This window comes from Phycicoccus sp. CSK15P-2 (assembly GCF_016888005.1).
Lineage (GTDB): Bacteria > Actinomycetota > Actinomycetes > Actinomycetales > Dermatophilaceae > Phycicoccus.
Window position 1 is genome coordinate 67,439 of the sequence record NZ_JAFDVE010000017.1, and the last position, 23,967, is coordinate 91,405.

The 23,967-nt window shown below is 74.6% G+C and carries 22 protein-coding genes; 7 read left to right on the forward strand and 15 right to left on the reverse strand.

Features of this window, described 5'->3' with window-relative positions; genetic code table 11:
* Positions 1 to 61: 61 nt before the first annotated feature.
* Positions 62 to 2,014 carry a M13 family metallopeptidase gene (locus JQN72_RS10995; protein ID WP_204135232.1) on the reverse strand — a complete coding sequence of 651 codons (1,953 nt, stop codon included), beginning with the start codon at positions 2,012 to 2,014 and terminating at the stop codon, positions 62 to 64.
* A 170-nt stretch (positions 2,015 to 2,184) separates the two neighbouring features.
* Here JQN72_RS10995 and lepB point away from each other — a divergent pair, with 170 nt between their 5' ends.
* On the forward strand, positions 2,185 to 2,892 hold the full coding sequence (gene lepB, locus JQN72_RS11000) for a signal peptidase I (RefSeq protein ID WP_204135233.1): 708 nt from the start codon (positions 2,185 to 2,187) through the stop codon (positions 2,890 to 2,892).
* 60 nt (positions 2,893 to 2,952) lie between these two features.
* Complete coding sequence (locus JQN72_RS11005) at positions 2,953 to 3,951, forward strand: oxidoreductase (protein WP_204135234.1); 999 nt, start codon at positions 2,953 to 2,955, stop codon at positions 3,949 to 3,951.
* Between the two features lie 17 nt (positions 3,952 to 3,968).
* On the opposite strand, the gene smc is transcribed toward JQN72_RS11005, so the two are convergent.
* From smc to JQN72_RS11020, 3 genes are all read right to left on the reverse strand, one after another.
* Entirely contained in the window at positions 3,969 to 7,538 is a 3,570-nt protein-coding gene (gene smc, locus JQN72_RS11010) for a chromosome segregation protein SMC (protein ID WP_204135235.1), read from the reverse strand.
* Between the two features lie 375 nt (positions 7,539 to 7,913).
* Positions 7,914 to 8,213 carry a chorismate mutase gene (locus JQN72_RS11015; protein WP_307812624.1) on the reverse strand — a complete coding sequence of 100 codons (300 nt, stop codon included), beginning with the start codon at positions 8,211 to 8,213 and terminating at the stop codon, positions 7,914 to 7,916.
* Between the two features lie 74 nt (positions 8,214 to 8,287).
* Positions 8,288 to 8,602 carry an acylphosphatase gene (locus JQN72_RS11020; RefSeq protein WP_204135237.1) on the reverse strand — a complete coding sequence of 105 codons (315 nt, stop codon included), beginning with the start codon at positions 8,600 to 8,602 and terminating at the stop codon, positions 8,288 to 8,290.
* A gap of 64 nt (positions 8,603 to 8,666) precedes the next feature.
* Between JQN72_RS11020 and JQN72_RS11025 the strand changes: the two genes are divergently transcribed.
* Positions 8,667 to 10,610 (forward strand): acyltransferase family protein, encoded by a 1,944-nt coding sequence (locus JQN72_RS11025; RefSeq protein ID WP_204135238.1) that lies wholly within the window; start codon positions 8,667 to 8,669, stop codon positions 10,608 to 10,610.
* Between the two features lie 6 nt (positions 10,611 to 10,616).
* Here the strand turns inward: JQN72_RS11025 and mutM are convergent, their stop codons facing one another.
* The 7 genes from mutM to JQN72_RS11060 form a co-directional block, all read right to left on the reverse strand.
* On the reverse strand, positions 10,617 to 11,486 hold the full coding sequence (gene mutM / locus JQN72_RS11030) for a bifunctional DNA-formamidopyrimidine glycosylase/DNA-(apurinic or apyrimidinic site) lyase (RefSeq protein ID WP_204135239.1): 870 nt from the start codon (positions 11,484 to 11,486) through the stop codon (positions 10,617 to 10,619).
* A complete protein-coding gene (gene rnc / locus JQN72_RS11035; protein ID WP_204135240.1) occupies positions 11,479 to 12,243 on the reverse strand; it encodes a ribonuclease III in 765 nt (254 codons plus the stop codon). The genes mutM and rnc overlap by 8 nt, the downstream gene beginning before the upstream one ends.
* 11 nt (positions 12,244 to 12,254) lie before the next feature.
* A complete protein-coding gene (gene rpmF, locus JQN72_RS11040) occupies positions 12,255 to 12,449 on the reverse strand; it encodes a 50S ribosomal protein L32 (RefSeq protein WP_204135241.1) in 195 nt (64 codons plus the stop codon).
* 1 nt (position 12,450) lies between these two features.
* Positions 12,451 to 13,029, reverse strand: a complete 579-nt coding sequence (locus tag JQN72_RS11045) for a DUF177 domain-containing protein (protein WP_204135242.1) — start codon at positions 13,027 to 13,029, stop codon at positions 12,451 to 12,453.
* Between the two features lie 113 nt (positions 13,030 to 13,142).
* Positions 13,143 to 15,257, reverse strand: coding sequence for an acyltransferase family protein (locus JQN72_RS18905; protein ID WP_204135243.1), 2,115 nt, complete (start codon positions 15,255 to 15,257; stop codon positions 13,143 to 13,145).
* Positions 15,247 to 15,753, reverse strand: coding sequence for a pantetheine-phosphate adenylyltransferase (gene coaD, locus JQN72_RS11055; protein ID WP_204135244.1), 507 nt, complete (start codon positions 15,751 to 15,753; stop codon positions 15,247 to 15,249). The genes JQN72_RS18905 and coaD overlap by 11 nt, the downstream gene beginning before the upstream one ends.
* Before the next feature lie 36 nt (positions 15,754 to 15,789).
* On the reverse strand, positions 15,790 to 16,419 hold the full coding sequence (locus tag JQN72_RS11060; protein ID WP_204135245.1) for a hemerythrin domain-containing protein: 630 nt from the start codon (positions 16,417 to 16,419) through the stop codon (positions 15,790 to 15,792).
* A gap of 108 nt (positions 16,420 to 16,527) precedes the next feature.
* On the opposite strand from JQN72_RS11060, the gene JQN72_RS11065 reads away from it, so the two are divergent.
* Together JQN72_RS11065 and JQN72_RS11070 are read left to right on the forward strand one after the other, a co-directional pair.
* Positions 16,528 to 16,974, forward strand: coding sequence for a MarR family winged helix-turn-helix transcriptional regulator (locus JQN72_RS11065; protein ID WP_204135246.1), 447 nt, complete (start codon positions 16,528 to 16,530; stop codon positions 16,972 to 16,974).
* Positions 16,971 to 17,717 carry an NIPSNAP family protein gene (locus JQN72_RS11070; RefSeq protein ID WP_204135247.1) on the forward strand — a complete coding sequence of 249 codons (747 nt, stop codon included), beginning with the start codon at positions 16,971 to 16,973 and terminating at the stop codon, positions 17,715 to 17,717. Before JQN72_RS11065 ends, JQN72_RS11070 begins: the two co-directional genes overlap by 4 nt.
* A gap of 10 nt (positions 17,718 to 17,727) precedes the next feature.
* Here the strand turns inward: JQN72_RS11070 and rsmD are convergent, their stop codons facing one another.
* Genes rsmD through JQN72_RS11085 form a run of 3 tightly spaced genes read right to left on the reverse strand, consistent with a single transcriptional unit; the run spans position 17,728 to position 22,129 of the window.
* On the reverse strand, positions 17,728 to 18,291 hold the full coding sequence (gene rsmD, locus JQN72_RS11075) for a 16S rRNA (guanine(966)-N(2))-methyltransferase RsmD (RefSeq protein WP_204135248.1): 564 nt from the start codon (positions 18,289 to 18,291) through the stop codon (positions 17,728 to 17,730).
* Positions 18,288 to 20,462: an ATP-dependent DNA helicase RecG gene (locus tag JQN72_RS11080; protein WP_307812625.1), complete on the reverse strand. Its 2,175-nt coding sequence runs from the start codon at positions 20,460 to 20,462 to the stop codon at positions 18,288 to 18,290. Before JQN72_RS11080 ends, rsmD begins: the two co-directional genes overlap by 4 nt.
* Before the next feature lie 2 nt (positions 20,463 to 20,464).
* A complete protein-coding gene (locus tag JQN72_RS11085) occupies positions 20,465 to 22,129 on the reverse strand; it encodes a DAK2 domain-containing protein (protein WP_204135250.1) in 1,665 nt (554 codons plus the stop codon).
* Positions 22,130 to 22,275: 146 nt separating this feature from the next.
* Between JQN72_RS11085 and rpmB the strand changes: the two genes are divergently transcribed.
* Positions 22,276 to 22,470: a 50S ribosomal protein L28 gene (rpmB, locus tag JQN72_RS11090; protein WP_204135251.1), complete on the forward strand. Its 195-nt coding sequence runs from the start codon at positions 22,276 to 22,278 to the stop codon at positions 22,468 to 22,470.
* A gap of 89 nt (positions 22,471 to 22,559) precedes the next feature.
* Here rpmB and thiL read toward each other — a convergent pair whose 3' ends face one another.
* The gene (gene thiL, locus JQN72_RS11095; protein WP_204135252.1) at positions 22,560 to 23,564 is read right to left on the reverse strand and encodes a thiamine-phosphate kinase; all 1,005 of its coding nucleotides are present in this window, start codon (positions 23,562 to 23,564) and stop codon (positions 22,560 to 22,562) included.
* A gap of 131 nt (positions 23,565 to 23,695) precedes the next feature.
* Between thiL and JQN72_RS11100 the strand changes: the two genes are divergently transcribed.
* Positions 23,696 to 23,929 carry an Lrp/AsnC ligand binding domain-containing protein gene (locus JQN72_RS11100; protein WP_204135253.1) on the forward strand — a complete coding sequence of 78 codons (234 nt, stop codon included), beginning with the start codon at positions 23,696 to 23,698 and terminating at the stop codon, positions 23,927 to 23,929.
* The last annotated feature ends 38 nt before the right edge of the window (positions 23,930 to 23,967 follow it).

Here is a 23,967-nt window from a genome sequence, read left to right on the forward strand (position 1 = left end):
GAGCCGGCAGGGGCCGGTCGGGCGGCAGGCATCGCACCTCCCTGGCGCCCGACCGGACGGCTCAGAAGATCCGGACCCGCTCGTCCGGCGCCAGCCACATGGCGTCCCCCGGTGTGACGTCGAAGGCCTCGTGGAACTCCGTGAGGTTGCGCGCGGCGTTGGCCCGGAGGTCCATCGGGCTGTGCGGGTCGATCGTCAGCAGTCGCTCGGCCTCGGCGGGGCGGGCCTTCCCCCGCCAGAGCTGGGCCCATCCGAGGAAGAAGCGCTGGACGCCGCTCAGGCCGTCGATCTCCGGTGCCGGCCGGCCCTCGAGGGCGATGCGGTAGGCGGCGTACCCGATCGTCAGGCCGCTGAGGTCACCGATGTTCTCGCCGACGGTCAGGGCGCCGTTGACATTCTTCCCCGGCGCGTCCCGCGACTCGAGGACGTCGAACTGCGCGACGAGGGCGTCCGCGAGCGCCTGGAAGCGCGCCCGGTCCTCCTCGGTCCACCAGTCACGCAGCTCGCCGCGACCGTCGAACTGGGAGCCCGAGTCGTCGAACCCGTGGCCGATCTCGTGGCCGATGACCGCTCCGATCCCCCCGTAGTTCACGGCGTCGTCGGCCTCGACATCGAAGAACGGGGGCTGGAGGATCGCGGCCGGGAAGACGATCTCGTTCATCCCGGGGTTGTAGTACGCGTTGACCGTCTGCGGGGTCATGAACCACTCGCCGCGGTCGACCGGCCCGCCGAGCTTGGCGAAGTTCCGGTCGACCTCGAAGGCCACCGCACGGCGCACGTTGCCGAGGAGGTCGTGCGCGTCGACCTCGAGGGCGGAGTAGTCGCGCCAGCGGTCCGGGTATCCGATCTTCGGGGTGAAACGGTCGAGCTTGGCGAGCGCCTCGGCCCGCGTCCCCGGCCCCATCCAGGACAGGCCGGAGAGGCTCTCGCGGAACGCGGCGACGAGGTTGGCCACGAGCTCGACCATCCGCGCCTTCGCGTGCGGCGGGAAGTGCCGTTCGACGTAGAGCTGGCCGACCGCCTCGCCGAGCGCTTCCTCGACGAGACCGACCCCGCGCTTCCAGCGGGCGCGCAGGGCCGGGACACCGGAGAGCGTGCGACCGAAGAAGTCGAAGTTCTCGTCGACGAACGCCGCGGACAGGTATGGCGCGTGCGCGTGCACGAGCTGCCACGCCAGCCAGTCCCGCCACGCCTCGACGGGCTCCTCGGCGAGCGCCGTGGCGACCGAGACCAGATGGTCCGGCTGGCGCACGACGACCGCGGCGAACGCCCCGGGCGGTGCCTGGAGCCCCTCGAGGTAGGCGGCCCAGTCGATGCCGGGCGCGAGGGCGTCGAGGCCGGCGCGGTCGACGAGCGTGTAGGTCTTGACCGGGTCCCGGTTGGTCACCTTGTCCCAGTGGCCGGCCGCGATCCGGGTCTCGAGGGCCATGACCCGCTCGGCCGCGGCCTGCGCCCCGGGCCAGGCGACGAGGGCGAGCATCCGGCCGACGTGCTCGACGTACCGGGCCCGGCGCTCCTCGTGCTCCGGCTCGCGGTAGTAGGACTCGTCGGGCAGACCGATGCCGGCCTGCTCGAGGTAGACGACGTAGCGGTCCGGGTCACGGTCGTCGGTGTTGACGAACGGGATGACGAGCCCACCCACCCCCTCACGGCCGAGCTCGCCGAGCAGGCGCAGGAGGTCCGAGGCGTCGCGCACTGCGGTGACGCGCTCCAGCCCCGCCGCGAGCGGTGCGGCCCCGAGCGCCTCGACGGTGGCCTCGTCCATGAAGCTGGAGTAGAGGTCACCGACCTTCGCGGCCACCGTGCCCCCGGCCGGCGAGCCGGCCGACACCTCCTCGATGATGGCCCGGACGTCCGCCTCGGCGGTCTCGCGCAGGACGTCGAACGTGCCGTAGCGCCCGCGGTCCTCCGGGACCTCGGTCGTGGCCAGCCAGCGACCGTTGGTGTGGGCGAACAGGTCGTCCTGGGGGCGGACCGTGGGGTCGACGGCGGTGGTGTCGATACCGGACTTCATCCGGGCGGCTCCTTCGTGGTGGGAAGAGCCTCATTCGACCACACGGCACCGTCGACGACGGCCGGGACGCAGGAGCCGGGCCCGCTCGCACGCCGAGGGCCTCGCTGCCCCGCACGACGGGGTCGGCGACGGAGTCGTCGTGGGTCGCGCACCGCGACTAATGTGACCGGGTGACCGATGCCGGTGCGGCGTCGGACGAGCAGACCCTCCGCCGGCGCCGTCTCCCCTGGTTCACCGAGCTCCTCGTCGCTGTCGTGGGGGTGGCCCTCGTCCAGGCCTTCCTCGTGAAGCCCTTCGGCGTGCCTTCGCAGTCGATGGAGAACACGCTGCGGATCGGGGACCGCATCCTCGTCAACCGGCTAGACCACGACATCGACCGCCTCGACCTCGTCGTGTTCGGACACGGCGACACGTGGCAGGAGCGCGAGCTGCCACCGGCCGACAACCCCTTCGTCCGGGTCGCTCGCTGGGTCGGCGGGCTCACCGGGATCGGTCCGAGCTCGACGGCGTACACGGTCAAGCGCACGATCGGTCTGCCGGGCGACCGTGTCGCCTGCTGCACGTCGGACGGGAAGGTCACGGTCGACGGAAGGCCCCTCGATGAGCCGTACGTCCACGAGGACATCCCCTTCACGGCGGGCACGCTCGACTGCTCGTCGACCCCGCGGTCCAGCCGCTGCTTCCCCGAGATCCGCGTCCCCGAGGAGAACCTCCTCGTCCTCGGCGACCACCGGTCGGAGTCCGCCGACTCCGTCATCGGCTGTCGCGGAGCCACCGACGGGCAGGAGTGCGCCCGCTTCGTCCCTCTCGAACGCGTCGTCGGACCGGTCGTGATGCGGTTCTGGCCGATCGGGTCGGCCGGAGGCCTCCCGCACTGACGCTGCGCCCTGGGCGAACAGGGCTTCCACGGACCCGCGACCACGTGGTCGTCTGAGGCGATGAGACTTCTCGTCCTCGGTGGTACCGCGTTCCTCGGCCGGGAGGTCGCCCGCGCCGGCGTCGCCGCAGGGCACGACGTCACCTGCGTGGCACGCGGTACGTCCGGGACGCCCCCCGAGGGGGTGCGGCACGTCCGGCACGACCGCTCGGGTGAAGGGCTCGGCGGGGTCGAGGACGAGCTCTGGGACGCCGTCGTCGACGTCGCCCGCGACCCCGGGCAGGTGAGCCGGGCCGTCGAGGCCCTGGAGGGACGGGTGGCGCACTGGTCGTTCGTCTCGACCGGCAACGTCTACGCGGACCACTCGGTCGTGGGGGCCGACGAGTCCACGCCCCTCCTGGAGCCGCGCCAGGAGGCGGACGACGACCCGGACGGCTACGGCGCGAAGAAGGTCGCCTGTGAGCAGCACGTCCTGCGGGGGCTCGGCGCCGACCGCACCCTCGTCGCCCGCGCGGGGCTCATCGGCGGCCCGGGTGACACCTCCGGGCGGACCGGCTGGTACCCGTGGCGCTTCGCGCACCCGGCGCTCGCCGGTCAGGTGCTGGTGCCGGACGCCCTCGGTGACCCGGCGCAGGTCCTCGACGTGCGCGACCTCGCGGCGTGGCTCGTCCGCTGTGGCCAAGAGGGCACGACGGGGGTCGTCGACGCCGTCGGACCGACGACGACACTCGGCGACGTGCTCGACGCCTCCGCCGCGGTCGCCGGGCCAGGAGCGGTCGCCGTCCCGGCCGACCCGGGGTGGCTCACCGCGCAGGGTGTCGACGCGTGGATGGGACCACGCACCCTGCCGCTCTGGCTGCCCTTCCCCGAGTACGCCGGTTTCGCCGCCCGCACCGGGGAGGCCGCTCGCGGGCTCGGGCTGACGACACGCCCGCTCGCCGAGACGCTGCGCGACACCCTCGCGTGGGAGGAGGGGCGTCCGGCGGACCAGCCGCGCGGGGCCGGGCTCACCGACGCCGAGGAGCGCGAGCTGCTCACCGCCTGGCACGCCGGCGGCTGACGCCTTGGGTGGTCGCCTCAGGCGGTGGCCGCGACGTCGCGGATCCGCTGGCTGACGACGGTGGTCACGCCGTCGCCGCGCATCGACACCCCGTAGAGCGCGTCGGCGACCTCCATCGTCCGCTTCTGGTGGGTGATGACGATGAGCTGGCTGGAGTCGCGCAGCTCCTCGAAGAGGGTGATGAGCCGGCCGAGGTTGGTGTCGTCGAGCGCGGCCTCGACCTCGTCCATGATGTAGAAGGGGCTCGGCCGGGCCTTGAAGATGGCGACGAGCAGCGCCACGGCCACGAGCGAGCGCTCGCCGCCGGACAGCAGCGAGAGCCGTTTGACCTTCTTGCCGGGCGGGCGGGCCTCGACCTCGATGCCGGTCGTCAGCATGTCGTCCGGGTCGGTGAGGACGAGGCGGCCCTCACCTCCCGGGAAGAGCCGCTCGAAGACCCGCTCGAACTGCTCCTTGGTGTCGTGGAAGGCCTCGGTGAAGACCTGCTCGACGCGCTCGTCGACCTCCTTGACGATGTCGAGGAGGTCGCGCTTGGAGCGCTTGAGGTCCTCGAGCTGGGTCGTGAGGAAGGTGTGCCGCTCCTCGAGCGCCGCGTACTCCTCGAGCGCGAGCGGGTTGACCTTGCCCAGCTGGGAGAGCGCACGCTCCGCCTTGCGCAGCCGCTTCTCCTGCTCGTCGCGCACGTACGGCGTGGGCTCGGGGACGGCGTCCGGGTCGTCGTCCGGGCCCGGGACGAACGGCACCGGCTGGTCCGGCCCGAACTCCTCGGCGAGGACGTCGGGGTCGACACCGAGCTCCTCGACGGCCTTGGTCTGCAGCTGCTCGATGCGGGCGAGCTGCCGGGCGCGGGCCATCTCGTCGCGGTGCGCCGCGTCGGTGAGGTCGCGCAGCTCGTCCTGGACCTTCGCCTGCTCCTGGCGCAGCGTCGCCGCGGTGCGGTCCCGCTCGACCCGCTCGGCCTCGGCCGCGTCGCGCAGCGTCGTGGCCCGCGCCAGCGCACGGGACACCCGGTGCACGGCGTAGCCCGCGGCCTCGTGGACGGCGGCGGCCACCTCGGCCTCGCGGCGGCGGCGCTCCTGGCGCTCGCGGAGCTTCTCGCGGGCGGCGATCTCGTTGCGGGCGGCGCCTTCGAGGGAGTCCGCGCGCCCCTTGAGCGCGCGCGCCCGCTCCTCCTTGGTGCGCAGTGCGAGGCGGACCTCGGTCTCGGCGGTGCGGGCCCGGCTGGCCTCGAGCTCGAGGCGGTCGCGCTCCTCCGTGGAGGGGTCGGCGTCGTCCTCGACGGGCTCGGCCTCGGCCTCCTCGAGACGCGCAGTGAGGGCCTCGAGCTCGACCCGGTCGGCGTCGAGGGTCTCGCGCGCGCTCGCGATGGCCCGCTCGGCACGCTCCGCCTCCGCGGCGGCGGTGCGCATCCCCGCACCGAGGCTCCCGAGCCGCTCCGCGACCGCGGCCATCCGGGCGTCCGACTCGTGCAGCGCCTCGAGCGCGGTGTCGACCTCGTCCGTGAGGACGCGTGCCTTCTCGGTGGCGGCGGCGAGCTCGAAGGTCGTCCGCTCGACCCGCGCGACCGCGCCCTCGAGCGTGGTGCGGGTCTCCTCGACCGCCGCCTGCACCTCGATCAGCGACTCCCCCGAGCTGCTGCCGCCCCGAGCCCAGCCCGGGCCGTAGACGTCACCGTCGGCGGTGACCGCGGTGACACCGGGGTGGTCGGCGACGAGGGCGATGGCGTGCCCCGAGGTCGGGACGAGGGCGACCCGCTCGAGCAGCTGCTCGACCGCCGGACGGACGGTGTCGGGCGCGTCGACGACGTCGCGGGCCCACACGGCCTCACCGTCCAGGCCCGGCCACGAGCCGGGGTCGCTCGGGGCGGCGGTCTGGCCCACGAGGAGCGTGGCCCGCCCTCCGTCGCTCGTCCTCAGGTGCTCGAACGCGGAGGCGGCGGACCCGGTGGAGCCGACGGCGACGGCCTCCGAGGCCCAGCCCAGTGCGGCCGCGACGGCGGCCTCGTGGCCGCCGCTCACGTGGAGCAGCGAGGAGACCGCCCCGAGGACCTCGTGGTCGTCGGCGGCCTCGAGGAGGGTCGCCGCGCCGTCCTTGCGGCGCAGGCTGAGCTCGAGGGCCTCGAGCCGGGCGGTCGCGGACGCGCGGTCCCGCTCGGCGTCGCGCTCGGCGGTGCGGAGGCGCTCGACCTCGGTCTCGGCCTCGGCGAGACGCTCGGCGGCGGCCTCGTAGGTGGAGTCGAGCCCCTCCTCGCCCTTCTCCTCGTCCGCGATGCCGCCCTCGAGCCCGGCGAACTCCTTCTCGGCGTCCGCGGCACGCTGCCGAGCCTCCGCGGCGAGGGTCTGCAGCCGCCCGATCTCGGCCTCCCCCGCCTCGATCCGGCTGCGCCGGGCACCGACCTTGCCGGCGAGCTTGGCCAGACCCTCGCGGCGGTCGGCCGCGGCGCGGGCCAGCCGTGCGAGCCGCTGCTGCTCGGCGGCGAACGCGGCCTCGGCCTCCTCGCGGTCGGCGACCGCGGCCTCGAGCCCCTCGGTCGTCTCGGCGATCTCGGCGAGGAGGAGCTCCTCGGCCTCACGGGCCTGGGTGGCCTGGGCGCGCAGCTCCTCGGGGTCGCGGCCGGTCGTCGTCTCGTGCTCCTCGTCCTGGGAGAGCAGCCGGACGCGCTCGGCCGCCACCGAGCCGGTGGACTCGAGGCGGTCGCGCAGGCTCTGCATCCGGACGACGCGCTCCTGGGCACGGCCCAGCTCGGGCGCGGCCTCGCTCGCCCGCTGCTCGACCTCGCCCAGCCGGAGGCGGACGTCGGCGAGCGCGTCCTCGACGGCCGTGCGGCGCTCGAGCAGCGCGGTCTCGTCGGCGACCTCCTGCTCGACGATGCTCGTCAGCTGGACGAGGTCGTCGGCGAGGAGCCGCAGGCGGGCGTCGCGCGCCTCGGCCTGGACGACGGCGGCCTTGCGCGCGGCCTCGGCCTGCCGGCCGAGCGGGCCCAGCTGGCGGCGGATCTCGCCGGTGAGGTCGTGGACGCGGGTGAGGTTGCCCTCCATCTGGTCGAGCTTGCGGAGGGTGCGCTCCTTGCGGCGCCGGTGCTTGAGGACGCCGGCGGCCTCCTCGATGAACCCGCGGCGGTCCTCGGGCGTCGCCCGGAGGACGGTGTCGAGCTGGCCCTGGCCGACGATGACGTGCATCTCACGGCCGAGGCCGGAGTCGGAGAGCAGCTCCTGGACGTCGAGGAGACGGCAGGACGTGCCGTTGATGGCGTACTCGGAGCCGCCGCCACGGAACATCGTCCGGGTGATCGTCACCTCGGAGTAGTCGATGGGCAGGGCGCCGTCGGTGTTGTCGATCGTCAGGCTGACCTCGGCGCGGCCCAGCGGCGGACGCCCGGAGGTGCCGGCGAAGATGACGTCCTCCATCTTGCCGCCACGCAGGCTCTTGGCGCCCTGCTCGCCCATGACCCACGCGAGGGCGTCGACGACGTTGGACTTGCCGGAGCCGTTCGGGCCGACGACGCAGGTGATGCCCGGCTCGAGGCGCATCGTCGTCGCCGAGGCGAAGGACTTGAACCCCTTGAGGGTCAGCGTCTTGAGGTACATGCGGCGGGTCGTCGTCTCTCGGTCGGGGCTCGGCGGGTCGGGGTCGCGGGCGATGCTACCCGCGGGCGGTGCACGGCTCCGGGACGCGCCGGGTCGACCGGTGACGCATGGGACACCTGTGATCTGCGAGACCGCCGAGGCCTCTGTGACACCCGCTCCCGGCCCGCCCGACCTCACCTTTTTCGCGTGGTGCCGGAAGGTTCGGTCGGGCACCCCGAACTTCGGGGTGCGTGACGCGAGGTTGTCGCACGAGGCGAAAAGAGTGCGGATGGCGGACGCGGTCGGGTCGGGCCGGGTCCGGACGGTTGGGTCAGGGCTGCTCGGTCGGGCCAGGTCCGGACGGATGGGTCAGGCCGCCCGGGACAGGTGGACGGGTCAGGGCTGCTCGGGCCGACCGGCGATGCGCTCGTGGTGGTGGATGACCTCGGCGATGATGAAGCCCAGGAACGCCTCGGCGAACCGTGGGTCCAGCCCCGAGTCGTGAGCAAGGGCACGCAGCCGCGCGACCTGCCGCTCCTCACGCTCCGGGTCTGCCGGCGGCAAGCCTTCGGCGGCCTTGAGCTCGCCGACGGCCTGGGTGCACTTGAACCGCTCCGCGAGCAGATGGACGAGGGCCGCGTCGATGTTGTCGATGCTCGACCGCAGCCGCGCGAGGTCCGGGGGGATGTCGCTCACCGGGCCATCGTAGGAAGACACGGTGCGCCGCGGCGAGGTGTCCAGCACCGCGAGCACCACCGCCATCCCAGCCGTCAGCGCTCGTGGAACCCGCTCCCGCCGCGCGCCTCTCCCCAGCGGACGTCCGAGACCGCCGTGACGTGACCGGGCCGGCCGGCGCCCGAGGGCTCCTCGCGCAGGAGGTCGACCAGCCGCTCGACGTCGTCGCGGGCACCTTCGGCGGCGACCTCGACGCGGCCGTCGTCGGTGTTGCGCGCCCACCCGGAGAGGCCGAGCTCGAGGGCTCGGGAGCGCGTCCACCAGCGGAACCCCACCCCCTGGACCCGACCCCGGACGAACACCGTGCCGCGGGCCACCGGGTCGGAGGAGGCGTCGGACATGACGGACATCGTAGGGACCGGTCCCCAGCGCGCCTCCGCGCCCCGGGAGCGGCGCGTCACTACCGTGGCCGCCATGGAGCCGGCCGGGCCCGCATCGCACGGCGGCGTCGCCACCGCGCGCCGTCCGGTTCCCCAACGCCCCGCCACGGAGACCGGACGCCTGGCGGGGCTGGACGGCCTCCGGGCGCTCGCCATCGTCGCGGTCGTCGTGTTCCACCTCGACCCCGGCTGGCTGTCCGGCGGCTTCCTCGGGGTCGACGTCTTCTTCGTCGTCTCCGGCTTCCTCATCACGACGCTCCTGCTCCGCGAGCGGGCGGCCACCGGCGGCGTCGACCTCCCGGCCTTCTGGCGACGCCGGGCCCGGCGCCTCCTCCCAGCGCTCGCCGTCGTGGTCCCGTCCGCGGTCCTGCTCGCCCGGCTGGCCGAGGGTGACCTGTTGGTCGGGGTCGGCCGGCAGGTGCTCGGCGCCGCGACCTTCACCTCGAACTGGCTCGAGATCGCGGCCGGCTCCGACTACTTCGCGGCGACGAGTCCCGCCCTGCTCGCGAACCTGTGGTCGCTCGCGGTCGAGGAGCAGTTCTACCTCCTGTGGCCCCTGGCACTGCTCGCCCTCACGGCCCTCGTGGCACGTCCCGCGCACCGGGCCGCCGTGGTCGCCGGGCTCGCCGCCGCGAGCGCCGTCCTGATGGCCCTGCGGTTCGACCCCGAGTACCCGACCCGTGTCTACTACGGCACCGACACCCATGCCGCGCCCCTCATGGTGGGCGCCGCGCTCGCCCTGGCGTTCGCCGGCCCCTCGCGTGCCGGCACGAGGACCGCCGCCTGGGCGAGACACCGGCGCACCGTCGGACTGCTCGGCGCGCTCACTCTCGTCACGCTCTTCGTGGTCGCCGACGAGCGCTCACCGCTGACCTTCCGCGGCGGTGTCCTGCTGGCCGCGCTCGCCACCGCCGCCGTCCTGCTCGTCGTCGTCGAGCGACCGGGTCGGCTGCGCGCGCTGCTCGAGCTCCCGGCCGCCCGCTGGCTCGGCACCCGCAGCTACGGCATCTACCTGTGGCACTGGCCCGTCGTCCTCGTCGTCGGCCGCGACCTGCCGGTCACGCCGGGAGGGGGCCACTACGTGGCGACCCGGCTGTGGGCGGCCCTGGTCACGATCGCCCTCGCCGACCTCACCTACCGCTTCGTCGAGACCCCGGTCCGGCGCCTCGGCCCGGTCGGCGCCTTCGCGGCCCTGGCCCGGCGGATGCGCACCGGCGGGACGCGCCGGGCCCGGGTCGTGTGGGGTGTCGTCGCCGCCGTCGTGGTCGCGGTGCCGGTCGTCCTCGTCACCGCGCCCGAGCGGACACGCACCGAGGCCACCCTCGCGGCCCAGGAGGCCGAGCTCGCCGCGCGTGAGGCCGCGGCTCTCGCGCGACCCGCCTCCGCCTCCTCCCCGTCCGCCTCGCCCACCCCCTCCGTGACCGCGAGCCCGGCCGCGGCGACCGTGGACTGGACGATGCCGAAGAGTGGCGAGATCGACGCGTTCGGGGACTCGATGCTCGTCGGGGCCAGCGACGCCGTCCGCTACTGGTACCCGAAGGTCCGCATCGACGCCCGGTCCAACCGCCGGTGGAGCCAGGCCCCCGCCCTGGTCCGGGCCCGGGGCGAGGGCCTGCGCCGCGCGGTGCTCCTCGCCTTCGGCACGAACTTCGGCACGGACGCCAAGGCCATCCGCCGCACACTCGACGTCATCGGCCCGGACCGGATGGTCGTCGTCGTCACAGTGCACGGCCGGTACGCCCGCGCCGAGACCGACAACGAGCAGCTGCGTGAGGTCGTGCGGGGCCGGGACAACGTCGTCGTCGCCGACTGGGACGCCGCGCTGAAGGACACCGAGGGGATGCTGCAGTCCGACGACATCCACCCGAGCGTCAAGGGCGCGCACCTGTACACGCGCACCGTGCAGCGGGCGTTCGTCGCGCTCGCCGAGCGCCGTACCGGGCAGCCGGCCCCGGTGAAGGCCGTCCGGGTGCCCTGACCGCGGTCACCCGGCCGGGCGCAGCGGGCGGCGTCGCGGCCTCGGCTGACAGCGCGGGCACGAGAACGACGAGCGGTTCATGAACTGCTCGCGCCGGATGGGGGTGCCGCAGCGGGGGCACGGCCGGCCGGCCTGCCCGTACACGGCGAGCGACCGGTCGAAGTAGCCGGACGCGCCGTTGACGTTGACGTAGAGCGCGTCGAAGCTCGTCCCACCCTCCCCGAGCGCGTCCCGCATGACGTCCTGCGCGTGCCCGAGCAGTGCGGCGAGCCGCGGCTTGGACAGCGCACCGGCCGGACGCTGCCCGTGGATGCCCGCGCGCCACAGCGCCTCGTCCGCGTAGATGTTGCCGATCCCGGACACGACCGTCTGGTCGAGGAGGACCCGCTTCACCGCGCTGTCCTTGCGTTGCATCCGGCGCGCCACGGCGTCGGCGTCGAAGGCCGGCTCGAACGGGTCGTGGGCGATGTGGGCGATGGCGAGGGGCACTCCGTCCGGGCCGAGCTCGGCGAGGGCCAGGCCTCCGAAAGTGCGCTGGTCGACGAAGCGCAGCTCGGGGTCGCCGTCCTCGAAACGGAACCTGGCGTGCAGGTGGCGCTCGTCGGGGGCGTCCGCCGGCTCGACGAGCAGCTGGCCGCTCATCCCGAGGTGGAGCAGCAGCCCGAGCGACCCCTCGAGGTCCCACCACAGGTACTTGCCACGGCGGCGGACGGCGGCGACCCGGCGACCGGCGAGGCGCGCGGCGAGGTCGTCGGGCCCCGGGAGGTGGCGACGGGCCACCCGGTGGCCACGGAGCTCCACGGACCGCAGGACCCGACCCTCGACGTGGTCGGCGAGGCCGCGGCGGACGACCTCGACCTCGGGGAGCTCAGGCACCCGCGGCCGGGTCGTCGGACGTCTCGTGCATGTCCCGGATCGCGGCCCAGGCGTGCGCGGCGGCCTCCTGCTCGGCGACCTTCTTGGTGCGGCCCGCGCCGCGCCCGAGGACGGTCCCGCCCACGAGGACCTCGGCGTCGAAGGACTTCGCGTGCTCGGGCCCCTCCTCGCTCACGCAGTACTCGGGCGAGCCGAGGCCGTGCTTGGAGCTGATCTCCTGCAGGCTCGTCTTCCAGTCCAGGCCGGCGCCGAGGGTGGCGGACTGGGCGAGCAGCGGGTCGACGAGGTGGTGGACGAGCTCCCCGGCCGCCTCGATGCCCGCGCTCGAGTAGACCGCCCCGATGACGGCCTCCACGGTGTCCGCGAGGATGGAGTCCTTGTCACGGCCGCCGGTCGACTCCTCCCCGCGGCCCAGGAACACGTGGTCACCGAGGCCGAGGGTGCGTCCGACGTCGGCCAGCGCCCGCATGTTGACGACCGCGGCGCGCAGCTTCGCGAGCTGGCCCTCGGTCTCGTCCGGGTTCGTGTCGTAGAGCGTCGTCGTGACGACGAGCCCGAGCACCGAGTCGCCGAGGAACTCGAGCCTCTCGTTGTGCGGCAGACCGCCCATCTCGTACGCGTACGAGCGGTGCGTCAGGGCACGACGGAGCAGCGCCTCGTCCACCGTGGTGCCGGTGACCTCCTCGAGGAGGTCGCTCAGCTCCTGGACGGGACGCAGAGGGGCCAGATCACCGGCCGTTGCCGAGCCCTTGCCCATGGGGCGGGGCGTCAGCCCTGGTGGTCGGTACGCTCGGCGGCGCCGTAGTGGCGCCCCTTGTAGGCACCGCACGACGGGCACGCCATGTGCGGCTGCGTCGCGGCCTTGCACTGCGGGCACGTCGTCGTGGCGACGGCCGTCGCCTTCCAGTTGGCGCGGCGCGAGCGGGTGTTGGAGCGCGACATCTTCCGCTTCGGAACGGCCACGTCAGGTCCTCTTCTCTGTCGTCGTCGGCGGGTTCTCGGCCAGGGCCGAGAGCGCCGCCCATCGGGGGTCGATCTGGTCGTGCCGGTGCTCCGGGTCCTCCGCGAGCGGCTGGCCGCAGACGGAGCACAGCCCGGGGCAGTCGGGCCGGCACACCGGCTGGAACGGCAGTGCGGGCACCACCGTGTCCCGGAGCACCGCGTCGAGGTCGATGAGACCGTCCTCGACCTGGTACTCCTCGTCGGCGTCATCGTCCCCCACCTGCTCGTGGTGGACGTGCCGATCGGCGTGAACGAACAGCTCCTGGAAGGACCCGTCGACCGGGACGGTGACGGGGTCCAGGCACCGCACGCAGGCGCCGGTCGCCGTGGCACGGACCGAACCGGTGACGAGCACGCCCTCGACGACCGACTCCATCCGGACCGTCAGCCGGAGGGGGCTGCCCTCCGCGACGGCGACGACGTCGGTGCCGAGGTCGCTCGGCGCCGCGGCCTCCCGCTCGAGCTCGTGCATCGACCCGGGCCTGCGGCCCACGAGCTTGGTGTCGAGCACCAAGGGGGACCGGGGGTCGAGTCGAGACATGGGCTTTCGGGGAGGTCGTGGTGGTTCGGCCACGTCACACGGACGCAGACCGAGGAGCAAGATTACCGGGCCCGGCCCTGCAGCCCAAACCGAGTGGAGCGGGGATGTCCAGGTCAGCCGTCGTCGTCGGTCCCGAGGGCCCGGTCGACCGCGCTCGCCACGCGCGCAGACAGGGTGCGGGCGTAGGTCGCGGTGACGTGGTCGCCCGCCCGGTGCACCGCGACGTGCCCGATGACGACCGGGCACTCCCCGCCCGGGCAGATGTAGCTCGTGAGGTCGAGCAGCGTCACGCCCTCACCGGCCTCGGCCACCGCCTCCCGCTGGACGGGCAGGGCGCTCGCCGCGACGGACGGCTCCGCCGGGAAGGTGCATGCCTCGAGCTCCTCGGGATGCCAGGCCGCGCAGACGTCGAGGTCGTCCGGGGAGACCGGGCTGTCCCCGATGACGACGACCGGCATCCCGGCGGCCACGAGCTCCTGCCACCGCCGCGCGTACCCGGCGACGAGGGTCCCCGCGTCGGCACGGTCGTCGACCCACGCGCCACGCGCGACACCCGAGGTGACGAGGACGTCCGGCGGGTCGGCGAGGAGGGCGTCGACGACGGCGTCGTTCCACGCGTCGCACTGGGGGTACGCAGCCGCCCCCTCGAGGGCGGGGGCGTCCGCGAAGGCGCAGGCGGACTTGCCGTACGTGACGATCCGCCACCCCTGCTCGCGCGCCTGCTGCTGCAGCGCGGGGAGCCACTGCATCGCCTTGGAGTCCCCGACGAGCGCCACCGTGCGCTCCCCCGTCGGGTCGCCGAACGCGCAGCGCACCGGCTCGGTCGTGCCGTGGGCCACCTGGCAGCGGTCGACGTCCGCGTCGGGCCGGTCCTTGCCGGCGAGGAGCGGGTCGGGCGTCACCCAGACGGGGTCGACCGCGTCCGCGACCGCCCGGCTCGGGACGACCGTCGCCGCCCCGAGCGCCGTGACCGGCGGGGTCGTGCCGTTCGGCGGGCTGGTGACGAAGGGCGACCGCAGCGGCAGGAGGGGCAGCGCGGCCGCCACGCCCACGAGGGACAGCGCGACGCCCGAGGCGAGGAGGGCCCGCGGGCGGTTGCGGAGGAGGTCGCCGTAGTGCAGGGGCTGCTCGAGCCAGCGCCAGGAGATCCACGCGGGCCAGAGCGAGGCGACGGCGAACGCCACCAGCGCCCACCCGGGGAGCCGCTCGTCGGTGAGCCGCTCGTAGGTCCACTCCGACATGACGATGACCGGCCAGTGCCACAGGTAGACCGAGTACGACATCCCGCCGAGCCAGACGCCCGGGCGGGCACCGAGCAGGCGCACCGGGCCCCACGCCGACCCCTGCCATCCGGCCCAGATGACGAGCGCGGTCGGGAGCGTCGGCAGCAGCGCCCACGCGCTCGGCCACTCGATGCCGGTCGGGAGCAGGAAGGCCGTCGCGACCAGGGCCGCCAGCCCGGCCCAGCCGGCCGCGGCCGCCCAGGGGACGGGCCGGTCCGGACGGGGCCTCCCGGCGATCCAGACGGCGAGCAGGGCACCGACGCCGAGCTCCCAGACCCGGGTGGGCGTCGTGAAGAAGGATGCGCGCGGGGAGGCGTGCGAGAACCAGACCGACCAGGCGAGGGACGCCACGACGAGCGGGGCGAGCGTGACGGCCACCGTCCGCCGGTCGATCCGGCGCCCGAGCCGGCGGACCACGAAGGCCAGCACGATGAGGACGAGCGGCCACAGGACGTAGAACTGCTCCTCCACCGCGAGCGACCAGTAGTGCTGCACCGGCGACGGGCGGGCGTCGGTGGCGAGGTAGTCGACCTCGCGGCCTGCGAAGACCCAGTTGACGACGTACGTGGCGGCGGCGACGACGTCGTGCGCGATCGACTGCCGGCGCTCTCCGGGGACCACGGCCCAGGCCCACGCCGACACGACCGCCAGCACGAGCACCGCTGCCGGGAGCAGCCGTCGGATGCGTCGTCCGACGAAGCGGACCCACGAGATCCGGCCCGTGTGCTCGAGCTCGGCGACGAGCAGCCCCGTGATGAGGTACCCCGAGATGACGAAGAAGATGTCCACCCCGACGAAGCCCGCCCGGACGGGCAGCCCGGCGTGGTAGGCGAGCACGGCGAGGACGGCGAGGGCCCGCAGGCCCTCGATGTCGGGACGGAACCGCGCGCGGACGGCGGCCTCACGGGCCGGGCGGATCCGCGCGGGTGCGGTCTCAGCCGTCACCGCGCAGCCGTGCCGTGAGTGCGTCCCGGACCTCGTCCGGAACCAGGCCCGAGACGTCACCGCCGTAACGGACGACCTCCTTGACGAGCGAGCTGGAGACGTGCTCGAGGGACGGGTCCCCCGGGAGGAAGACGGTCTCGACGCCGGTGAGGTGGCGGTTCATCCGGGCCATCGGCAGCTCGTACGCGAAGTCGGTGCCGCCGCGCAGGCCCTTGACGACGACGTCGGCGCCGACGTCCCGGCAGACGTCGACCAGCAGACGGTTGGCGAACTCCTCGACCCGGACGGTGTCGGCCAGCCCGGCCGCGGCCACGGCCCGTTCGACGAACGCGACCCGCTCCGCCACCGGGAACGTGCCCTGCTTGGCCGGGTTGTGCAGGACGGCGACGACGACCTCGTCGTGGAGGGCGGCGGCGCGTACCACGACGTCGAGGTGACCGTGGGTCACCGGGTCGTAGGAGCCGGGGCAGACGGCTCGGCGCACACGCTCGCTCACGCGCGTCACCCTACAAGTGCCCCGGTCAGGGGCGGGTCAGCCGTCTCGCTTGGCGGCGTCCTCGATCTCCTCGGCCTGCTCCTTGGCCTCGGCCTTGATCTCCTCGGCCTCCGCCCGGGCGGGCGCCGGGGCGAGCGCACCCTTGCCGACGGCCGTGTCGAGCAGGGCCTTGACCTGCCCCTCGGAGGCGCAGCCCTGCTCGAGCAGCGCGTTGCGGCGGGTCAGCCAGTCGACCCCGAGGCGCTCGCGCGTCTCGACGGAGACCTCCTCGCGGGCCGGGTTGAGGATGGTCTGCTCCTCCTCGTTGGAGTGGTGGTTGACGACCGTGGCGAGGTCCTCGAGCGCCTCGTCGTACGTGTCGGTGTCGGTGCCCTTGGCCCGCAGGAACGCCAGCAGCGCCTCGGTGATCTCGGCGTGCTCCTCCTCGCCGTGCTCGGCCTCGTGCTCGCCGATGTCCTCGGCCTTCTGACGCAGCGTCGGGTAGACCTTCTCCTCCTCGGCGGTGGCGTGCGCGACGAGGATCTCGGCGAGCGCGTGCCGGGCGGCCGCGCGGTCGGTGTCGGTGCGGCGGCACTCGCGCAGGAGGTCCTCGAAGCGGCGGTGGTCGTCGAGGATGAGCTCGATGACGTCGCCGCTCACGGGCCGGGGGATCTCGTAGTCGCTCATGGCGCCATCCTGTCAGACCCGCAGACCGCCCTCGACCTGCGGTGTCGAATCTTCGTCGAACGCTCGCCGGGTTGACGGGTGCCCAGGTAAGGGTATATACCCGTACTTGTGGTCGAACACTCCGAGGACTTCACGGGCTGCCTCGCAGGGAACCTGCGCGCCGCGGCGCGCGCGGTGACCCGCACCTACGACGAGGCCCTGCGGCCGCACGGCCTGCGGGTGACCCAGGTCGCGGTCCTCGCGGCGGTGCGGCGGCATGGGCCGTCCGGGCCCACGGCACTCTCCCGGGCGCTCGGCACGGAGCGGTCCGCCCTCGCCCGCGAGCTGCGGGTACTCGAGCGACGTCGGCTCGTCGCGTTCACACCGGACCCGGCCGACGGCAGAGCCCGACAGGTCGGCCTGACCCCCGAGGGCGCCGCCCTGCTCGCCGAGTGCGCTCCGGCCTGGCGGACGGCCCAGCGCGAGATGACCGAGCGGCTCGGCGCGCGTCCGTTCGACGACCTCGTCGCCACGGCCACGCGGCTCACCGACGCGCTCGCGGAGCCACGTCCATGACCACCCTCGAGCCGTCCCCGCCCCTCCTCGAGCTGCGCCAGTACCTGCTGCGTGAGGGTCGTCTCGAAGACCTCCTCGACGTCTTCGAGACCTCGCTCGTCGAGCCCCAGGAGGAGTGCGGGATGCGCGTCGTGGGCCAGTTCCGCGACGTCGACCATCCCCGGCGGTTCGTCTGGCTCCGCGGCTTCGCCGACCCCGCGGCCCGGGCGGAGGCCCTCGCGGCGTTCTACGGGGGGCCGGTGTGGGCCCGGCACGCGGACCGTGCGAACGCCACGATGGTGACCTTCGACGACGTCCTCCAGCTGCGTCGGCACCCCGGAGGACCCGCGCTGCAGATCCGCCCGGCGGCCCTGCGCGACGAGCCGGTCGGCCCCGGCGCCGCGGTCGTCGTCCTCGCACACCGGCGGACCGGACGACAGGGTGTGCCGGACGACCGCGTCCTCGGTGCACTGGAGCGGCTCAGCGCCGAGGCCGGCCTGACGCTGCGCTCTGTCCTGGAGACCGACCCGGCGCCCAACGGCTTCCCTCGGCTGCCGGTGCGCCGCGCGAACTGTCTGGTCTGGGTCGCCACGGGACCGTCGACGGACGTGCTGGACCCTGCCGCGGAGTCCCTCGTGGGTGTCCGCGCCGACCTGGCCGCCCACTGCGCGGCGCACGACCTCGACGAGGTCCCGCTCCACCTGCGCCGGCTGGTACCGACCGCACGCTCGACCCTCGTCCACGAGGACGACGTCGAGGCGTGACCGAGCCCTCTCACTCCGCCTCGGCGAGCCAGATGGTGGTCTCCCCGTAACGCCGTGCCCCACCGACCCGCTCGAGCCCGACAGGCCAGGTGGGTTCGGGCGAGCGGGAGGAGCGTTCGACGACGACGAGCGCGCCGGAGGCCAGCCAGGCGTCCGCCAGCCGGCCGAGCACCGCCGTGAGCGCCTCCTCGCCGAGGTCGTACGGCGGGTCGAGGAGGGCGAGGTCGACGTGGTCGTCCGGCCCGGGCTCCCCGGCGAGGGCCGCGGTCACCGTCGACGCGAGCACGCGGACACCCTCGAACCCGAGGGAGCGTGCGTTGCCGCTCGCGGTGGCCGCCGCGCGACGGTCCGACTCGACGAGCACCGCGGTGCGGGCGCCCCTGCTCATCGCCTCGAGCCCCAGGGCCCCGGAGCCGGCGTAGAGGTCGAGCACCCGCGCGTCGCGGACCGCGTCGCGGGCGTCGAGGGACGAGAACAGCGCCTCGCGGACCCGGTCGCTCGTCGGGCGGGTGCCGGACCCCGGCGGGGTGCGCAGGGTGCGACCACCGGCCGACCCCGCGATGATCCGGGTCATCCGCGCTCCAGGTAGGCGGCCTGCTCCGCGTCGACCCGGGCCCGGACGGCGTCGGCGAGCAGCGGGTGCGCACCCAGGTCGGGGTCGGCCTCGACGACGGCGAACGCGTCCTCGCGGGCGGCCTCGATGACGTCCTCGTGCTCGAGGATGTGGAGGAACTCCAGCTGGGTGCGCCGGCCGTGCTGCGCCGCGCCGAGGATGTCACCCTCGCGGCGCTGGGAGAGGTCGAGCCGGGCGAGCTCGAAGCCGTCGCCGGACGCCGCGACGGCCATGAGCCGCTCCTGGGTGGCCGTCGCCGGCGTCCCGGACACGAGGAGGCACAGCCCCGGCAGGCCGCCGCGCCCGACGCGGCCGCGCAGCTGGTGCAGCTGCGAGACGCCGAAGCGGTCGGCGTCCATGACGACCATGACGGTCGCGTTCGGGACGTCGACCCCGACCTCGACGACGGTGGTCGAGACGAGGACGTCCACCTCGCCGCGGGCGAACCGCCCCATGACGCCGTCCTTGTCCTCCGCGGACAGCCGGCCGTGCAGCACCTCGAGCCGCAGCCCGGCCAGCGCGGGCTCCTCGGCGAGCGCGGCGGCGACCCCGCTGACGCTCTTCAGCGGACGCGGCGGCGCGGGAGCGTCGCCGTCCGCCTCCGGGTCGGGGGTCTCGGACGTCAGGACGGTCTCCTCGTCGGGCTGGTCGTCCTCACCGATCCGCGGGCAGACGACGTAGACCTGTCGTCCGGCGCGGGCCTCCTCCCCCACCCGGGCCCAGGTGCGATCGAGCCAGCCCGGCCAGGTCTCGGGCACGACGTGCGTCGTGATCGGCTGGCGCCCCGCGGGCAGCTCGCGCAGGGTCGAGGTCTCGAGGTCGCCGAAGACGGTCATCGCGACGGTGCGCGGGATGGGCGTCGCGGTCATGACGAGGACATGCGGCGGGGTCTCGCCCTTGCCCCGCAGCGTGTCGCGCTGCTCGACCCCGAACCGGTGCTGCTCGTCGACGACGACGAGGGCGAGGTCGTAGAACTGCACGTTCTCCTGCAGCAGCGCGTGCGTCCCGACGACGATGCCGGCCTCGCCCGTCACGGCCTCGGAGAGCGCCCGCGCCCGCTCGGCGGTCGGCTGGCTGCCGGTGAGCAGCGCGACCCGGGTGGCGTGCTCGGCCCCGCCCAGCATCCCGCCCTCGGCGAGGTCGCCGAGCATCGCGGTGAGCGTGCGGTGGTGCTGCGCCGCGAGCACCTCGGTCGGGGCGAGCAGGGCCGCCTGGCCGCCGGAGTCGACCGCCTGGAGCATCGCCCGCAGCGCCACGACGGTCTTGCCGGAGCCGACCTCGCCCTGCAGCAGCCGATGCATCGGTACTGCTCGGCCCATCTCGCCCGCCACGGTCTCCCCCACCTCCCGTTGCCCGGCGGTGAGCTCGAAGGGCATCCGGGCGTCGAAGGCGGCGAGCAGCCCGTCGTCCCGGCGGGGCCTGGCCCGGGTGGCGGTGCCGGCGGAGGCCCGCCGCCGCTGCGCGAGCGTGGCCTGGAGGACGAACGCCTCCTCGTAGCGCAGCCGGCGCCGGGCGTCCTCGACCTCGCGCATCGAGTCGGGGGTGTGGACACCCCGCAGCGCGTCGGTGCGCGAGACGAGCCCGCGGCGGGTGCGGACCGCGTCCGGAAGGGCGTCCGGCACGTCGTCGAGGACGTCGAGGACCCGGCGCACGGACTCGGTGACGGTCCAGGTGTGCAGCTTGCCCACCTGGCGGTAGATGGGGATGAGGTCCTTGCGCTCGCCGGCGTCGAGGTCGTCGAGCATCGTGTATCCGGGATGGGTCAGCTGGAGTCGGCCGCGGTAGGTGCCGACCGTCCCGGCGAACAGGCCGCGCGCGCCGGGGACGAGTGCCTTCTCGTGCCCCCAGGCCTTGAAGAACGTGATGTCGAGGTCGTTGCGGCCGTCGGTGATGACGACCTCGAGCATCGTGCCCTTGCGCTTCTGCATCCGGCGAGTACGGGCCGTCTTGACCTCCGCGACGCCCACGAGGAACTGCCCGACCTCGACCGCGCCGAGGTCGGACTCGCGGGTGCGGTAGCGCCGCGGCCAGAAGGCGAGCAGGTCCCCGACCGTGTGCAGGTCGCGGTGCTCGGCGAACTCGGCGGCGGCCTGGGCGATGACCGGGCGCAGCGGGCTGGACTCGGTGGCCACGCTCACTCGACCCCGAGGAGCAGCGGGTAGACCGGCTGGCCGCCCTCGACGACGACGACCTCGACCTCGGGTCGCTCGCGCCCCAGCCGGTCGGCCACGCGGTCCGCGAGCGCGGGGTCCGCGTCCGCCCCGACGACGAGGGTGACGAGCTCGCCGCCCGCCGAGAGCAGACGGTCGAGAACGTCGCCGGCGGAGGTCGCGAGGTCGTCCCCGAGGAGCGCGACGTCGCCGTCGACCACGCCGAGGACGTCCCCGGGATGGCACACCCCCGCCCAGGTGAGCGCCTCCTTCGTGGCGACCGTCACCGCGCCGTGCCGGGTGGACACCGCGGCGCCGGTCATCGCGACGACGTTGGCGTGCACGGTGCGCTCGGGGTCGAGGACGGCCAGCGCGGCGAGCGCCTGCACCGTGGTGCGGGCCGGGACGACGTGGAGGTCGAGCCCGTCGTCCGGGCCGGCCTCGGCGGCGATCTCGGCGCTGGCCATGCCGTCGTGGTCGGCGGGGAGGAGCACGACGGAGGTGGCGCCGGTGCTGCGGGCGGCCTCGAGGTACTGGCTCGCCGAGGCCCTCCGCCCGGGGGCGAACTCGATCGGTACGGCACCGGCCTTGGTGAGCAGGGACGCGATGCCCGGGCCGGCGGCCCCGGCCACCACCCCGACGGGGACGACCTCCTCGCGGGCCGCGACCTGGCTCGGCAGGTGCGTGATCCTGATCCGCTGCGGCGACCCGGCGAGGATGCCCGCCTCGACGGCCGCGCCGGGCGCGTCGGTGTGCACGTGGACGTTCCAGAGGTCGGGCCCTCCGACGACGAGCAGGGAGTCGCCGAGCCCGTCGAGGGTCGCCCGCAGGCGGTCGACCTCCTCCTGCGTCGAGCCGCCGAGGAGGTACATGACCTCGAACGCCGGGCCGTCCGGGGTGACGTCGTCGGCCGGACGGCCAGGCGCCGAGCCGCCGTCCGAGCGCTGCCACTCGCCACGCCGCTCGGCCGGCGCGGTGGAGTGCAGCCCGTCCTCGGTGGGGCTCCAGGCGCCGGTGACGACCCGGTGCAGCGACTCGAGGAGCAGGACGCACCCGGCGCCGCCTGCGTCGACGACGCCGGCACTCGCGAGCACGGGCAGCTGGTCGGGCGTGCGTGCGAGGGCGTCCTGCGCGGCCTGGACCGCCGCCTCGGCGACGTCGCCGAGCGAGCCGCCGTCGTCCGCCCGGTGCCGAGCCGCGGCCGCACCGGCGTCGGCGACGGTGAGCATCGTGCCCTCCTGCGGGTGGGCGACGCTGGCGCGGGCCTTGGCTGCGCCGCGCTCGAGGCAGTCCGCGAGGAGGGGCGCGTCGAGCTCGGTGAGGCGGTGCTCGACCACGACGTCGCAGAGCCCGCCGACGACCTGGCTGAGGATGACGCCCGAGTTTCCCCGTGCGGACATCAGGACGGCACGGCGCAGGCTGCTGCACTCCTCGACGAGGTCGGCCGTCCCGAGGATGCCGCGGGCCTCGTGGGCCGACACGACGTCGTCGAGGGCGCCGTCGAGGGTGAGGAACATGTTCGTGCCGGTGTCGCCGTCCGGGACCGGGAAGACGTTGAGGGCGTCGATCTCGGCGCGTCGCGCGGCCAGCGCGGCCCGGGTGAGGAGGGCCCAGTGCCGGGCGTCGTCGGCGGAGAACACGTCGGGCACGGGCTCAGGGTATCCGCCGGTCCTCAGGCGGCCCGCGCCGCCGTTTTGGTTCCCCCGGCGCGCCTCGGCTACTCTTGTCCGGTTGCGCGCGCGCCGGTGCGCCGCGCCCCAGGACCATCACACACGCACTGCACAGGAGATCACCCGTGGCTGCCACCTGCGACGTCTGCGGCAAGGGCCCCGGTTTCGGGCACAACATCTCGCACTCGCACCGCCGCACGAAGCGCCGCTGGAACCCGAACATCCAGCGCGTCAAGGCGCTCGTCGGTGACGCCGGGGCGACCCCGAAGCGGCTCAACGTCTGCACCTCGTGCCTCAAGGCGGGCAAGGTCAAGCGCTGACCACCCACTGACGCACGCCGGAACGGGCGGCCTCCCCACGGGGAGGCCGCCCGTTCCGCGTCCGGGCCCCCGGGCTGCGCCGGAGAGGCTCAGGGGGAACGGTCGAAGTGGTCCCAGCCCCGGGCGTCCGGCACCTCACCGTCGACCGTGACGCGTGCGCCCGCGCCGGACGCATCGACCACGCGTCCGACGGGCACCCACGGCTGCCCCGGCAGACCCGTGAGGTCGGTGCCGGGCGGGAAGCAGCCGACGAGCGCGTGCTCCTCACCCCCGGCGAGCACTTGGTGCAGCGCCTCCTCGGCCCCGAGCACCCCTGTCAGGTCGCCGTCCGCGAAGCGCTCGCGCAGCACGTCGCCCTCCAGCTCGACCACGACCCGGCTCGCCGACGCGACGCGCCCGAGGTCGGTGACAAGACCGTCGGAGACGTCGACGAGCGCCGTGGCGCCACCCTCGGCCGCAGCCGGGCCCGCGTCCCACGGCGGTCGGGGCGCCCGGTGGTAGGCGACGAGCCCGGCGGCCGCACCGTCTCGCGAGAGGCCGCGGCGCAGCACCTCGAGCCCACCCCCGGAACGGCCGAGCGAGCCGCACACGGCGACGATGTCGCCCGGCGAGGCCCCGGAACGCAGCACCGGCGAGCGCCCGCGCAGGTCCCCGAGCGCGGTCACGCCGACCACGACGACACCGGGCGGGGCGGACGACAGGTCGCCACCGACGACCGGTGCGTTCGCCTCCTCGGCGACGGACGCGACACCGGCCGCGAGGTCGACGGCCCACGCGACAGCGGTGTCCGGGTCGGCCACGAGCGAGACGAGCAGCCCGGACGGTTCGGCCCCCATCGCCGCGATGTCCGCGAGGTTCTGGACCGCCACCTTGACGCCGACGTCGTGGCCGGTGGACCAGTCGTCGCGCCAGTCGTGGTCCCGGACCATCGAGTCCGTCGTCGCGACCACGCTGCCCCCCGGCGCCCCGAGGACGGCGGCGTCGTCCCCCGCGGGCACCGTGACCGTTCCCCAAGGCCGCGGCCGGGCCGCGCGGTAGTGCGGCAGGACACGCTCGAGGAGGGACGCCTCGTCGAGGTCGCGCAGGCGCTCCATCCGGGCCCTCCTCCCGCAGTGACGACCGGACCACCGGCACGGTAGCGTCTGGGGCGCCCCCGGCCACCACCGCGGGCCCCAACGCCGCGGTCGCCCAGGGCCCGGCGACCACGACGACAAGGTGGGAAGCAGTGGTACAGGCCTACATCCTGGTCCAGACCGACGTCGGCAAGGCGGCCTCCGTCGCCGCGGCCATCGCGCAGATCGACGGCGTCGTCCTCGCCGAGGACGTCACCGGTCCCTACGACGTCATCGCCCGGGTCGAGGCCGGCACCGTCGACGACCTCGGCAAGCTCGTCATCTCGCGGATCCAGGACACCGACGGCATCACCCGGACGCTCACGTGCACGGTGGTCCACGTCTGACCCCGCACCGACCCCGCCCGGCGGCGGCAGCGCTCGGC

What these genes read in the sequence shown, in the direction of transcription:
- JQN72_RS11060 (WP_204135245.1), bottom strand. Translation starts at nt 16,419, where the DNA reads ATGAGCGACTACGAGATCCCCCGGCCCGTGAGCGGCGACGTCATCGAG.
- rnc (WP_204135240.1), bottom strand. Translation starts at nt 12,243, where the DNA reads ATGGGCAAGGGCTCGGCAACGGCCGGTGATCTGGCCCCTCTGCGTCCC.
- JQN72_RS11070 (WP_204135247.1), top strand. Translation starts at nt 16,971, where the DNA reads ATGACCACCCTCGAGCCGTCCCCGCCCCTCCTCGAGCTGCGCCAGTAC.
- thiL (WP_204135252.1), bottom strand. Translation starts at nt 23,564, where the DNA reads ATGGAGCGCCTGCGCGACCTCGACGAGGCGTCCCTCCTCGAGCGTGTC.
- JQN72_RS11045 (WP_204135242.1), bottom strand. Translation starts at nt 13,029, where the DNA reads ATGTCTCGACTCGACCCCCGGTCCCCCTTGGTGCTCGACACCAAGCTC.
- JQN72_RS10995 (WP_204135232.1), bottom strand. Translation starts at nt 2,014, where the DNA reads ATGAAGTCCGGTATCGACACCACCGCCGTCGACCCCACGGTCCGCCCC.
- JQN72_RS11025 (WP_204135238.1), top strand. Translation starts at nt 8,667, where the DNA reads ATGGAGCCGGCCGGGCCCGCATCGCACGGCGGCGTCGCCACCGCGCGC.
- JQN72_RS11005 (WP_204135234.1), top strand. Translation starts at nt 2,953, where the DNA reads ATGAGACTTCTCGTCCTCGGTGGTACCGCGTTCCTCGGCCGGGAGGTC.
- JQN72_RS11020 (WP_204135237.1), bottom strand. Translation starts at nt 8,602, where the DNA reads ATGTCCGTCATGTCCGACGCCTCCTCCGACCCGGTGGCCCGCGGCACG.
- smc (WP_204135235.1), bottom strand. Translation starts at nt 7,538, where the DNA reads ATGTACCTCAAGACGCTGACCCTCAAGGGGTTCAAGTCCTTCGCCTCG.
- rsmD (WP_204135248.1), bottom strand. Translation starts at nt 18,291, where the DNA reads ATGACCCGGATCATCGCGGGGTCGGCCGGTGGTCGCACCCTGCGCACC.